Genomic DNA, 12,584 nt, shown 5'->3' with positions numbered 1-12,584 from the left:
GGTCAGCCGCGGGGCAGCACGCCCAGGAGGGTCGCGGTCAGGGCCTGCTTCAAGTAGTCCTTCAGCTCCAGGTGGAAGCGGGCCAGGTCGGGCTCGGCCTGGTAGGCCGCCTGGAGGCTGGGCGGGGGTGTGCTGTACGCCGAGAGCGCGCCGGCCATGACCATGGTCTGCAGGCTGAACAGTGTCGCGTTCTCGCCCAGCTCCGGCAGGTACTTCAGGACCAGGGCGGTCATGGTTGTCAGGCGGTCCAGGGAGGCGCGCTTGTAGCGGGCCACGACCTCGACGGAGACGTTGTGTTCCAGGACGCTGCCCTGTGCGCCGAAGAGGTCGCACAGCACGGCCCGGCTGGAGAGCGAGCGGCTGAGGATCTCGGCGACCCCCGCCGCTCGCTCGGCCATGGGTAGGTCCTCGTCGATGCCGGCCGCCAACTCGCCTGCCAGTTCCGTCAGCCACTCCCGCAGGAAGCGGTCCAGCAGTTCCAGCAGCACCGCCTCGCGGGACTCGAAGTAGCGCAGCACGTTCGGCTTCGCCAGGCCCACCCGGCGGCTGAGCTCGTTCAGGGTGACCGCGGCCACGGGCATCTCGTCGAGCATCGCCGACGCCGTGTCGAGGATCGCCCGTCGACGCATCTCCCGCTGCTCTTCGGTTCGCGCCCGCTGGAAAGTCATGATCACCAGACTAGCTTAGGTACCTGCGGTACGTTGACAACGTACCGAAAGTACTTTAGCGTCGTACACAAGATACCTTCGGTACGTTAATTGGTCGGGAGCCTGGCATGAGCGAGAAGTGGACGACGGCGAACATTCCGGACCAGCGTGGGCGGGTGGCCGTGGTGACCGGGGCCAACACCGGACTGGGGTACGAGACCGCCAAGGCGCTCGCCGAGCGCGGGGCGTCCGTGGTGCTCGCCGTGCGCAACGTGGAGAAGGGCGAGCAGGCCGCGGCCCGCATGACCGGCGACGTGACCGTGCAGGCGCTGGACCTGACCTCGCTCGACTCCGTCCGGACCGCGGCGGCCGCGCTGCGGTCCCGGCTCGACCGGATCGACCTGCTGATCAACAACGCCGGCGTGATGTACACCCCGAAGCAGACCACCCGGGACGGCTTCGAGATGCAGTTCGGCACCAACCACCTCGGCCACTTCGCGCTCACCGGGCTGCTGCTGGACCTGATGCTGCCGGTGCCCGGCTCGCGCGTGGTGACGGTCAGCAGCACCGGCCACCGCATCCGGGCCGCGATCCACTTCGACGACCTGCAGTGGGAGCGGTCGTACAGCCGGGCCGCCGCCTACGGTCAGTCCAAGCTGGCCAACCTGATGTTCACGTACGAGCTGCAGCGTCGGCTCGCCGCGCACGGCACCACCGTCGCGCTGGCCGCGCACCCCGGAATGTCCAGCACCGAGCTCGCCCGCAACACCCCCGCGGCCGTCCGGCTTCCGCTCACCTGGCTCGCGCCGCTGATCACCCAGACGGCGGCGATGGGCGCGCTGCCGACGCTGCGGGCGGCCACCGACCCCGCCGCGCTCGGCGGCCAGTACTACGGCCCCGGCGGACGCTACGAGGTCATGGGCCACCCCCGGCTGGTCACCTCCAGCCCGGAGTCGTACGAGGCGGCCGTCCAGCAGCGGCTGTGGGCCGTCTCCGAAGACCTCACCGGGGTGGAGTTCCCCGTCGTCCGGTCCGGGCAGAACCCGTCTCCCTCCGGATCGGCCGGCACGATGTAGCCCGCGCCGGCAGGAGGCGCCGGCTCGTCGCGGAGCTGGTGGGCGGCGCCGAGATCCACGAGGCGCTCGCACTCCGCGCGGGCCAGGGTGGCGTCGTCCTATGCGGGGCCGATCGCGTCCACCGTGGTGGGCCCGGCGGTTGCCGCCGGTGTGCGGAGAATCCGGCGGACGGCGTCGCGGAGCCAGCGGTGGGCCCCGTCGGCCGTGTGCCGGGGGTGCCAGGCCATGCCGATGGTCAGTGGCGGCAGGGCCAGGGGGATGTCGAGGAGGTGCAGTCCGAGGGCGCCCGCGTCGTGGGTGAGGGGCGAGGGGGCGGCGCCCGGGAGTGCGGCGGGTACCAGGCAGACGAGGTCGCTGCGGGTGGCGAGGATCATCGCGGCCAGGTGGCTGGGCAGGACGATGTTGACCCGCCGGTGGAGGTCGTGCGCGGCCAGGGCGGTGTCGAGGGGGCCGGTGAACCGGCCGCGGCGGCTGACCGCGATGTGGTGGGCGGCGGCGAGCCGGGCCGGGGTCAGCGGCCCTTCGGTGAGCGGATGGCCGGGCCGGACGGCCGCGACCATGCGGAGGCTGACCAGTTCCTCGACCCGGGTTTCGGGGTCCACGTGGTCGATGGATCCGACCTCCAGGTCGATCCGGCCGTCGCGCAGGGCGGGCCCGGCCTCCAGCTCTTCGGCCCGGACCCGGAACGAGACCCCCGGCGCCTCCCGCCGGGCCAGTTCCAGCAGACCCGGAACCAGCGCCGCACCCACCAGGTCGGCGGCCTGGAGGGTGAAGGTGTTGCGGAGGCCGGCCGGGTCCACGCTCGTGCCGGGGCTGAGCAGCGCTCCGAGGCTGCGCACCACGGTGGCGGCCTCCTCGCGCAGGGCCTCGGCGCGCGGGGTGGGAACCATGGTCTGCCCGGCCCGGACCAGCAGGGGGTCCTGGAGGATGCGGCGCAGCCGGGCCAGGGTGCGGCTCATGGCGGCGGGCGAGGTGTGCAGCCGTGCGGCGGCGCGGGTCACGCTGTGCTCGGTCAGCAGAGCGTCCAGGGCGATGGCGAGATTGGCGTCGATGACCGGATCAGGGCTGCTCACCAGCATTGTTCCATTTCAGGCAATGATTCCGTGCTGAAGTTCCCATTGTGGCAGCACGGCGGATCTCAGCAGGATGAGGGCATACCGAAACCAGCACGACCTGCGAGGTTTTTCATGATCGTCATCACCGGCCCCACCGGGAACATCGGCCGCCACCTCCTCTCCCAGCTCCTGGAGTCCGCGCCCGCCGCGGGCGAGGAACTGCGCGTCATCGTGCGCGATCCCGCCCGGCTCCCGGACGCGGCGCGCGGACGCGTCGAGGTGGTCACCGGCTCCCACGCGGACGCCGAGGTCCTCGACCGGGCCTTCGAGGGCGCGGACGCGGTCTTCTGGCTCGTCCCCCCGGACGCCTCCCTGACCCCGTACGACGCGTACAGCGGTTTCACCCGCGCCGCCACCGAGGCGCTCGTCGCCCACGGCGTCGGCCACGTCGTCGGCGTCTCCGCGCTCGGCCGCGGCACCCCGCTCGCCGACCGGGCCGGCCTCGTCACCGCCTCCCTCGCCATGGACGACCTCATCGCCGGCACCGGCGTCGCCTACCGGGCCCTGGCCAACCCGTCCTTCTTCGAGAACCTCCTGGAGGAGGCCGACTCGATCCGCGAGAAGGGCGTCTTCACCGACTCCGTCGACGCCGACCGCAAGGCCCCCTTCGTCGCCGTCGCCGACATCGCGGCCGCGGCCGCCGGTCTGCTGCTGGACCGCTCGTGGACCGGCACCGGCAGCGTCCCGGTCCTCGGGCCGCAGGACCTGTCCCCGAACGACCTGGCCCGCATCATGACCGAGCAGTTCGGCCGCCCCGTCCGCTACGAACGCCAGTCGTTCGACGAGCTGTACACCGACCTCGTCGGCTACGGCCTCAACGAGGCGTTCGCCCGGGGCATGGTCGACATGAAGCGGGCCAAGGACGACGGCCTCGACGCCGGCGTCGCCCGAACCCCGGACACCGCCTCCCCCACCGGCTTCGAGCAGTGGTGCGCCCGGACCCTCAAGCCCGCCGTCCTCTCCTGAAGTCGAGCACCCAGCGCCGGGCACACCGTGGAGCCCGGCGTACGGCGAACCAGGACCACCACCCACCCGCCGCTTTGGAGGCACCCCGATGTCCGCTGAAATGTCCGCTGAAATGTCCGCTGAAAAGTCCGAACCGCCGGTCACGGCGTTCATGCTGGTCAAGACCACGCCCGAATGGCTCGCCCTGACCGTCCAGGAACGTGTGGACGCCTTCACCACCCAGGTCCTGCCGGCCATCAAGGCCAGGACCACCGGCGTTCGGTCGCGCTTCTACGACACGGAGTTCTACTCCGCTCGCGTCACCGACGTCTGGGTGTGGGAGGCCGACGACCACCACGCCTACCAGCTCCTCGTCGACGCACTGCGCGAAACCCCGTTCTGGGACCGCTACTTCGAGGTCGTCGACCTCCTCGTCGGCACCGAGAACGGCTACGCCCGGACCTACGGCCTCGAACCCGTCGCGACCATCGCCACCTGACGCAACGCCCTCCTGCCTACCAGGACAACGGGATGTCCCAGCGAGCGCCTCGGCCCTATCGCAGGGCGCGGAAGAACGTCCTGATGTCGCCGGTCAGGGCGACGGGTTCCTCCATGGCGGCGAAGTGGCCGCCGCGTTCGAACTCGGTCCAGTGCGTGATGTTGGCCGTGCGTTCGGCGAGGGGACGGACGGGCAGGACGATGTCGTGCGGGAAGACCGCGACGCCCAGCGGGACTTCGGAACGCCGGGGCCACCCCTGGGCGCGGGCGTTCTCGTAGTACAGGCGCGCCGAGGAGGCGGCGGTGTTGGTCAGCCAGTACAGCATGACGTCGGTCAGCAGCCGGTCCCGGTCGATCGCTCCGCCGGGCCGGTCGGTCGCGTCGGTCCATTCCTGGAACTTCTCCGCGATCCAGGCCAGTTGCCCGGCGGGGGAGTCGGCCAGGCCGTAGGCCAGGGTCTGCGGGCGGGTGGACTGGATGGCCCGGTACCCGGCGTCGTTCCCGCTCGCGAACCGCTCGTATCCGGCGAGGCGGACCCGGTCGTCGGGGGTGAGGTCGGGCGGGAACGGGCCCGGGGTGAACGGCCCCCGGCCCTCGAACACACCGCGGACGCCGTCCTCGCGCCGCTCTACTACCGCGCCGTCTTCACCGACCTGCCGCTGACCGCCGAATGGACCCGCACCCTCGTGTCGCGCCTGCTGCCGCCCGGTCCGGTCCGGCAGCAGGCCTCCTGAGGTTCGCAGGAGACCCGAAGAACCTGTTCGCTCAGTGGATGCGAGTCGCGGTACTTCCGGGGTCGGGGAGTCGGCCGGGACGCGTCGGCGGGCACCGGTGTCCGCTCGGCCGTGGGGCGAGGGCCTTAGGGCCCTCGCTCGGCACCACCGGCTCGGCGGATGCTTGAATCACCGGCGCTCCCCGCCGAGAACAGGGAGTGATCAACCATGACCACCGAAACCGCCCTCACCACTGCGGATCTGCACCTGTTGGCCGAAGCCGGAGGCCTGGCGCCCTCGCTGCACAACAGCCAGCCCTGGCGCTTCCGTCCCACGCCCGACCTGCTCGGCCTGGAGGTCCGCGCCGAGCTGAGCCGGGCCGTTCCGGCCGCCGACCCGGCCGGCAGGGCGCTGCACATCTCGATCGGCGCCGCCCTGTTCAACCTGCGGGTGGCCGCCGCCCACCTCGGCCGTGAGGCCGCCGTCCGGCTGCTGCCGGCCGGCGAAGGCGCGCAGCCGTGTGCCGTGCTCGACCTGTCCGGGCCGGCCCGCACACCGCTGCCCTTCGGCGCCGACCTCTACCCGGCCATCGCCGGGCGCCACTCCAGCCGGCAGCCGTTCACCAACCGGGACGTCCCCGAGGCACTGGTCGCCGAGCTCATCTCGGCGGGCCGGGACGAAGGCGTCACGCTCACCGTGCTGGAGGAGGACGGGGTGCGCCGCGTGCTCGCCCTCACCTCCGAAGCCGAGGCCGCGATGGCCGCCGACGTCACCCGCGAGGCCGAGACCCGCAGCTGGCTCCGGCTGGAGCCCTCCTACGACGGCATCCCGCTCGCCGCCCTCGGCTCGCACGACCGCGACGCCCGCGTCCCGATGCGCGGCTTCGCCGGTCACCCGCCGCGCCACAGCACCCCGGCCGAACGTTTCGAGGCGCTGCCGCAACTGGCCACCCTCACCACCCACCTCGACAGCCGGGCGGACTGGCTGCGCACCGGACAGGCCATGGAACGGGTGTGGCTGCTGGCCACCGTCCGCGGCCTGCGTGCCTCCGTCCTGCACCAGGCCGTCGAGATCTCCGACACCCGCTGGCGCCTGCGCGACCCGCACGAGGGACCCGGGCACGTCCAGCTCGTGCTGCGCCTCGGCTACGGCCCGTCCGGTGCGGCCAGCCCGCGTCGTCGGGTCGAGGACGTCCTCGACCCGGCCTAGAAGACCGATGAAGATGTTCCTCCGCCCGTTTCCTGCACGGGGAGACGGGCGGGAGACGGGCGGGAGCGTAACGGCTTCGCAGGGGGAGCCGCGCAGGGGTGCGGGGTCAGCCCGGCGGGCTCGCGAGCGTGCGCGACATGCCGTCGAGTGCCAGGTGCACGGCCTGCCAGGGGAGACCGGCGTGGAAGGGGTGGCCGCGGAGATCCTGTCGGACGCCGCCCTGGTGGGCCTGGGTACGGTCTTCGTGCTCGGGCTGGCTGCGGAGGGCGGCTTCGCGCTGTGCCGCCACCGGCTGGAACAGCGGGCGGAGAAAGGCTGGGAGTCAGCCTGGGAGCAGGTGGAACCGGGTTGGTCCGGGCGGCGGTGAAGGACCGCTGTCAGAGGTGGAAGCGGCGGGCCTCGCCCGGTCGGATCACGGCTTGTGTGCCGCGCAGCCGGATCAGGACCGGCTCTTGGCGGTCCTCGCGCAGGCTCACCGTGACCGTGCGGCGGTCGACGGTGATGGCGAGGCCCCAGTGGCCGCGGTAACGCAGGTCGAGGTCCAGCCGGCCGAGGGCGGAGGGCAGGCGCGGGTCGAGCCAGAGGGCGTCCTCGCGGACCTCCAGGCCGGTGTAGCAGCGCTGCAGCAGGTCGACCGCGCCCGCCATCGCGCCCAGGTGGACGCCCTCCGCCGTGGTGCCGCGCTGGCTGTCCCGCAGGTCGGCCGCCAGGGTGTCGCGGAAGTACCGCCAGGACGCGCGGCGGTCGGAGCGGGTGAGCACCCAGGCGTGCACCACGGAGCTGAGCGTCGAGCCGTGGACGGTGCGTCGCAGGTAGTAGTCCGTGGTGCGGCGGAGCAGCTCGTGGCCGGCGGGGTAGCCCAGGCGCCGCAGCAGGTCGCGGACCTCGCGGGCGGAGAACAGGTACCAGAGCATCAGGGTGTCGGCCTGTTTGGACGCCTTGTAGCGGTTGACCGAGTCGCCCTCGGCCTCCAGGATGCGGTCGAGCCGGCGCAGGTCGGGGTAGCGGCGCCGGTAGGCGGCCCAGTCGAGCTCTGCCAGCTGCTGGTAGCCGTCGAACTGACTGAGGACGCCTTCGTGGAACGGGATGTGGAGGTGACGGCCGACCTCCTGCCAGCGGTCCAGCTCCAAGGCGTCGAGGGAGAGGCGCTCCAGCAGCTCCTCGCGCCGGTAGCCGGGCAGGACGTCCAGCGTGTCCTGGGCCCGGGCCAGCACCCACGAGGCCAGTAGGTTGGTGTAGGCGTTGTCGTCCAGACCTGGCCGGTCGGCCCCGGGGTAGGCGTCGTGGTACTCGTCGGGGCCGAGCACACCGCGGATCGACCAGCGCCCGCGTCCCCGGTCGTAGCTGGCGGCGGAGGACCAGAACCGGGCGATCTCCAGCAGCGTCTCGGCGCCCGCCGAGGCGAGGAAGTCCCGGTCCCCGGTGGCCTGGTAGTACTGCCACACGTTGTAGGCGACCGCGGAACCGACGTGCCGCTGGAGGTGGCTGTGGTCGGGGAGCCAGCGGCCGGACAGCGGGTTCAGATGGAGCTGCTGGGATTCCTCGCGGCCGTCGCTCGCGCTCTGCCACGGGTACATCGCCCCGCGCAGGCCGACCCGGTGGGCCTCCTGGCGGGCGGCGTCCAGGCGGCGGTGCCGGTAGCGGAGCACGGCGCGGGCGAGTTCGGGGAAGCGCAGGTTGAGCAGCCGCAGGACGAACAGCTCGTCCCAGAAGACGTGCCCTCGGTACGCCTCGCCGTGCAGTCCGCGGGCCGGGACGCCGACGTCCAGGTCGATCGAGTGCTCGGAGTAGGTCTGGAGCAGGTGGAACAGGTTCAGGTGCAGCGGACCGGTGCCGTCGAAGTCGGCCTCGATCCGGCAGCGGCGCCACAACTCGGCCCAACGTATGGTGTGTTCGGCCAGCAAGTCATCGAAGCTCCCGGCCTCGGCGGCGAGCAGCCGGGAGGCGTGCAGCGGGGTCCCGATCGCCCGGTCGCGGGAGGTGTGCAGCGCCACGGTCTTCTCCACCGTGACCGGTAGGCCGCGTTGGACCTGCACGGTGAGGACGTGGGCCGCCCAGCCGTCGCGGCACTCGGCCGTCACCTCGGCCCGGTGCGCCCTGGTCCGGGCACAGAGGGCGATCCGAAGGGGAGAGCCTGCCGCGGCGGCCTCGAGCCAGAGCAGCCCGTCCCCCTCCATGCCCTGGCCGAACGAGGCGAAGTGGCGTTCGGCCAGTCCGCCGTAGCGGGCGACGCCGGTGTTGGCGACGTCGCCGTCCAGTGCCGAGCGGACTTCCAGTACACCCGACCAGTTCTCGGGGGTGAACGTGCTCTCCAGAGCGAGCAGGTGCGGTCGGGCCTGGCTGGCGAGGCGGCGCTGGACCAGCCGGGTCCGCCGCCCCTGGCCGTCGACCACGAGGGCGGCGCGGGTCAGCAGGCCCCGGCGCAGGTCCAGCTCCACGGTCTGCTCGGCGGGCGGGCCGGCGAACCAGGCGCCGCCGACCGGGCGGAAGGTCAGCGGCAGCCAGTTCGGGCAGTTGACCAGGTCCTCGTTGGTCACCACCCGCCCCGCGACCGTCGACTCCGCCCGGTCGTAGCAGCCCGCCAGGTACGTCCCCGGGTAGTGCACCCCGTCGGCGGCCGCCTCCGGCGCGGCACCCCGGCTGACCACGTAGCCGTTGCCGACCGCGCACAGCACCTCCCGCAGCCCCTCCTCGGCCGGGTCGAAGCCCCGGTAGCGAAGGGTCCAGGGATCGGGCATGACGGGGTACCCCGCCGGTGTGTCCGTTGCCACGACAAGACCTCCGCTGCCGACCGGCCTGACCCCAGTCTGCGCACCGCCCGACCGGCCCGCCCCTCGGACGGTGCGCGGCCGGGCCGCCGGTCGGCCGGGAGGGCGGGGCCGGTCGGCCCTCCCGTGGCCGTGGCCGGGCGTGGAGGCTGGAGGAGACCGATCCGCGAGGGTCGAGGAGACGCGCCATGTCCACCGTTCATCCGCCGCGCAGTACCGCCGAGGCGTTGTTGGCCGACGGCACCACCGTCGGGATCCGCCCACTCGACCCGCAGGACCACCAGGCGGTGCTCGACCTGCACACCACCGGGATGTCCGAGGAGAGCCGCCGGATGCGGTTCTTCGGGGTCAGTCGCAACGCGCCGGGACAGACCGCCGACCGGCTGTGCGGGCCGCCGCGCCCGGGCCTGCTGGCGCTCGGCGCCTGGGCGGGGGAGGAACTGGTGGGCGAGGCGGACTGCGAACTGCTGGACGACCCGCCGGAGACGGCGGAGCTGGCGCTCGCGGTGGCCGACCCCTGGCACGGCCGAGGTGTCGCCACCCTGCTCCTGGAACACCTCGTGCACGCCGCCCGGGCGGCAGGCATCCGCGCCTTCGAAGCCGACACCCTGTTCGGCAACCGCGCGGTGCACAAGGTCTTCGCCGACCTCGGCCTCCCCGTCCGGCGTCGCTTCGCCCAGGGCGAGGTCAGGCTCCGGGTCCCGCTGGAGGAGACGGACGAGCGGTACCGCCTGGCGGTCGACGACCGTGGGCGCCGGGCCGACCTGGCGAGCCTGACGGCGCTGCTGCGCCCGGCCTCGGTCGCGGTGGTCGGGGCGTCCCGCCGGGAGGGCTCGGTCGGGCGGACCGTCCTCGGAAAGATCCGGCAGGGCGGCTTCGCCGGACCGGTCTGGGCGGTCAACCCGCACACGGACGAGGTCGGCGGCGAACGCGCGTACCCGTCCGTCGGCGCGCTGCCCGCCGTGCCGGACCTCGCCGTGCTGGCCGTGCCCGCCGCCGTGGTCCCGGGAGTGGCTGAGGAGTGCGGCGCCGCCGGGGTCCGGGCACTGGTGGTGCTCACCTCCGGGCTCTCGGCGGAGGAGGCCCGGCGGCTGATGGGCGCCTGCCGCCGACACAGCATCCGCCTGGTCGGGCCCAACAGCCTGGGCATGGCCCAGACAGACCCCGCCGTCCGGCTGGACGCCGAGTTCGGCGGCGCCTTTCCCCGGCCCGGTACCGCTGGAGTGGCCGTGCAGAGCGGCGGCGTGGGGATCGCGCTGCTGTCCCGGCTGGCCTGGCTGGGCATCGGAGTGTCGAGCTTCGTGTCGCTCGGCGACAAGTACGACGTCAGCGGCAACGACCTGCTCCAGTGGTGGGAGGCGGACGGTCGCACCGACCTCGCGCTGCTCCACCTGGAGTCCTTCGGCAGCCCGCGCGCCTTCGCCCGTACCGCCCGCCGCGTGACCCGGACCGTCCCGGTGCTCACCGTCGACGCCGGACGCTCGACGGCCGGCCGCCGGGGTGCGGCCTCGCACACCGCGGCGGCCGCCACTCCCACCGTGACCAGGGAGGCGCTGTTCCGGCAGGCGGGTATCACGGCCACCCGGAGCATCGAGGAACTCGTCGAGGCCGCAGCCCTGTTGCACGCCCAGCCGCTGCCCGCTCCGCGCGGAGCGGTCGTCGTGGTGTCCAATGCGGGCGGTATCGGCATCCTGGCCGCGGACGCCTGTGCCGAGGCCGGCCTGGCGCTGCCCGAACTCCCCGCGGAACTGGGGGAACTGCTTCCGTCCGGCGCCTCCGTCCGCAACCCGGTGGACACCACGGCGGCGGTGCGTCCGACCGAACTCGCCCTTTTCCTCAATGCGTTGGAGCGCGAGGAGGCCGTCGACGCGATCCTGGTGTGCCTGGCGCCGACGGCGCTGTGCGGCACCCCCGCGCACGAACCGGTCCGCGCCCTGCTGGAGGGCCCGGCCCGGCGCCGCGTCCCGGTCGCCGCGGTGCTCCTCGACCAGCAGGTGCCCGTCCGCTACCGCGGTTGCGCCGACGGCGGCATGCTGCCGGCCTACTCCGACAGCCTTGCCGCAGCCCGGGCCCTCGCCCACGCCCGGGACCGCGCCCGATGGCTCGCCGAAGCCCCCTCCACACCCGCCGAAGCCCCGGACTGCGACCGGCGCGCCGCCCGCAGTCTGATCGACGGCTACCTCACCGCGCACCCCGAGGGCGGCTGGCTCGACCCGCTGTCCACCGCCGACCTGCTGGAGGCGTACGGGCTGCCGCTGACCGTCTCGGTGTGGGCCCGGGACGAACGCGCGGCCTCCGTCGCCGCCGCCGGTCTGCGCCGGCTCGGGCACGAGGGGAAGGTGGCCATGAAGGCGTACTGGCCCGGCCAGGTGCACAAGAGCGCGCTGGGTGCCGTCCGTACGGGCCTGGCCACCGATGCCGAAGTGCGCTGCGCCTACCGCGAGTTCGCCCGTGATTTCGGTCCTCGGCTGGCCGGGGCGGTGATCCAGCCGATGGCGGCGCCCGGGGTGGAACTGCTCGCCGGCGTGGTCCAGGACCAGGTCTTCGGCCCGCTCGTCGTCCTCGGGACGGGTGGCACCGCCGCCGACGTCCTGGCGGACCGGGCGGCCCGGCTCACCCCGCTGAGCGAGCGCGACCTGACCGCCATGGTCGCCGAACTGCGCAGCGCACCCCTCCTGTTGGGCAACGGCGCGGCGCCTCCCGTCGACCTCGCGGCGGTACGGTCCGTCCTGGCCCGGCTGTCCCGGCTCGCCGACGACTTCCCGGAGCTCGTCGAGGCCGACCTCAACCCCGTCATCCTCCGCCCCGACGGCGCGGTCTGTGTGGACGCGCGGGTCCGTCTCGAACGCAGGCCGTCCTTCGACCCCTACCTGCGGCGGCTGCGCTGGCCGGCGGCCGCCGAGGGGGAGTGGACACCATGAAGCACAGCATCCTCGACGGCACGTCGGCCGACACCTTCCCGGCCTCAGGCGCCGCACGACCGCCCGGCAGGATCCGGGTCGGTGACTGCATGAGCCGCCCCGGCGTCGCCGTCACCCCGGGCACCGACTTCGCCACCGTCGCCGCCGTGCTGAGCGCCTCGCGGCGCGGCATCGTGCCGGTGGTGACGGCGGACGGCACCGTCACCGGCGTGGTCGCCGTGTCCGACCTCCTCGCCGCCTACGCCGAGAAGGAGCGCGAGGGCGAACTGCTCGCCCTCGACCTGATGGCCTCCCCCGGCGTCACCGTCACGGACGACACGGGCATCGTCGAGGCGGTGGCCCTGCTGGCCGGGCGCTCGCTGCACCACCTGCCCGTTGTGGACGGCGATGGCCGGCTGGTCGGGCTGCTGTCCTCGCACGACCTGCTGGACGCCCTGCGTCGCGTCGACGAGGAGGTCAGGGCCGAGGCCCTCGAACTCGCCCTCACCCCCGGCAGCGGCGTCGCCCCGAGCTCGCTGCACGTCCGCTGCGAACGCGGCCGGGTCGCGGTGACCGGACGCACCCGCACCCGCAGCGACGCGGCGGCGCTCTGCCTCCAGATCGCCCGCATCGAGGGGTTCACCGGCCTCGCCGACCACCTCGTCTGGGACCTCGACGACGGCGTTCCGCCCGCGGACTGACCGCGCCCCGAC

Annotated in this window: 11 protein-coding genes; 7 read left to right on the top strand and 4 right to left on the bottom strand. The window is 73.4% G+C overall.

Features of this window, described 5'->3' with window-relative positions; genetic code table 11:
- Nucleotides 1-2: 2 nt before the first annotated feature.
- The gene (locus ACFVTF_RS07135) at nucleotides 3-668 is read right to left on the bottom strand and encodes a TetR/AcrR family transcriptional regulator (RefSeq protein WP_387810216.1); all 666 of its coding nucleotides are present in this window, start codon (nucleotides 666-668) and stop codon (nucleotides 3-5) included.
- Between the two features lie 107 nt (nucleotides 669-775).
- On the opposite strand from ACFVTF_RS07135, the gene ACFVTF_RS07130 reads away from it, so the two are divergent.
- Complete coding sequence (locus ACFVTF_RS07130) at nucleotides 776-1,723, top strand: SDR family NAD(P)-dependent oxidoreductase (RefSeq protein ID WP_387810214.1); 948 nt, start codon at nucleotides 776-778, stop codon at nucleotides 1,721-1,723.
- A gap of 98 nt (nucleotides 1,724-1,821) precedes the next feature.
- Here the strand turns inward: ACFVTF_RS07130 and ACFVTF_RS07125 are convergent, their stop codons facing one another.
- Complete coding sequence (locus ACFVTF_RS07125) at nucleotides 1,822-2,802, bottom strand: LysR family transcriptional regulator (protein ID WP_387810211.1); 981 nt, start codon at nucleotides 2,800-2,802, stop codon at nucleotides 1,822-1,824.
- Nucleotides 2,803-2,910: 108 nt separating this feature from the next.
- Between ACFVTF_RS07125 and ACFVTF_RS07120 the strand changes: the two genes are divergently transcribed.
- Together ACFVTF_RS07120 and ACFVTF_RS07115 are read left to right on the top strand one after the other, a co-directional pair.
- Entirely contained in the window at nucleotides 2,911-3,804 is an 894-nt protein-coding gene (locus ACFVTF_RS07120; RefSeq protein ID WP_387810209.1) for an NAD(P)H-binding protein, read from the top strand.
- Nucleotides 3,805-3,916: 112 nt separating this feature from the next.
- Nucleotides 3,917-4,282: a darcynin family protein gene (locus ACFVTF_RS07115; RefSeq protein ID WP_387810206.1), complete on the top strand. Its 366-nt coding sequence runs from the start codon at nucleotides 3,917-3,919 to the stop codon at nucleotides 4,280-4,282.
- A gap of 55 nt (nucleotides 4,283-4,337) precedes the next feature.
- Here ACFVTF_RS07115 and ACFVTF_RS07110 read toward each other — a convergent pair whose 3' ends face one another.
- Nucleotides 4,338-4,883, bottom strand: coding sequence for an alpha/beta fold hydrolase (locus tag ACFVTF_RS07110; RefSeq protein ID WP_387810203.1), 546 nt, complete (start codon nucleotides 4,881-4,883; stop codon nucleotides 4,338-4,340).
- Between the two features lie 339 nt (nucleotides 4,884-5,222).
- On the opposite strand from ACFVTF_RS07110, the gene ACFVTF_RS07105 reads away from it, so the two are divergent.
- Nucleotides 5,223-6,203 (top strand): Acg family FMN-binding oxidoreductase, encoded by a 981-nt coding sequence (locus ACFVTF_RS07105; RefSeq protein ID WP_387810200.1) that lies wholly within the window; start codon nucleotides 5,223-5,225, stop codon nucleotides 6,201-6,203.
- Between the two features lie 181 nt (nucleotides 6,204-6,384).
- Nucleotides 6,385-6,570 carry a hypothetical protein gene (locus ACFVTF_RS07100; RefSeq protein WP_387810197.1) on the top strand — a complete coding sequence of 62 codons (186 nt, stop codon included), beginning with the start codon at nucleotides 6,385-6,387 and terminating at the stop codon, nucleotides 6,568-6,570.
- 10 nt (nucleotides 6,571-6,580) lie between these two features.
- Here ACFVTF_RS07100 and ACFVTF_RS07095 read toward each other — a convergent pair whose 3' ends face one another.
- Nucleotides 6,581-8,941 (bottom strand): glycoside hydrolase family 65 protein, encoded by a 2,361-nt coding sequence (locus ACFVTF_RS07095; RefSeq protein WP_387810194.1) that lies wholly within the window; start codon nucleotides 8,939-8,941, stop codon nucleotides 6,581-6,583.
- 218 nt (nucleotides 8,942-9,159) lie between these two features.
- Here ACFVTF_RS07095 and ACFVTF_RS07090 point away from each other — a divergent pair, with 218 nt between their 5' ends.
- The gene (locus ACFVTF_RS07090; protein ID WP_387810191.1) at nucleotides 9,160-11,892 is read left to right on the top strand and encodes a GNAT family N-acetyltransferase; all 2,733 of its coding nucleotides are present in this window, start codon (nucleotides 9,160-9,162) and stop codon (nucleotides 11,890-11,892) included.
- Complete coding sequence (locus ACFVTF_RS07085) at nucleotides 11,889-12,572, top strand: HPP family protein (RefSeq protein WP_387810188.1); 684 nt, start codon at nucleotides 11,889-11,891, stop codon at nucleotides 12,570-12,572. The genes ACFVTF_RS07090 and ACFVTF_RS07085 overlap by 4 nt, the downstream gene beginning before the upstream one ends.
- Nucleotides 12,573-12,584: the final 12 nt, after the last annotated feature.

It is taken from the genome of Kitasatospora sp. NPDC057940, from assembly GCF_042887425.1.
Taxonomy (GTDB): Bacteria; Actinomycetota; Actinomycetes; order Streptomycetales; family Streptomycetaceae; genus Kitasatospora.
Note: the sequence above shows the minus strand (reverse complement) of the source record. Positions and strands in the feature narration are given on the sequence as shown.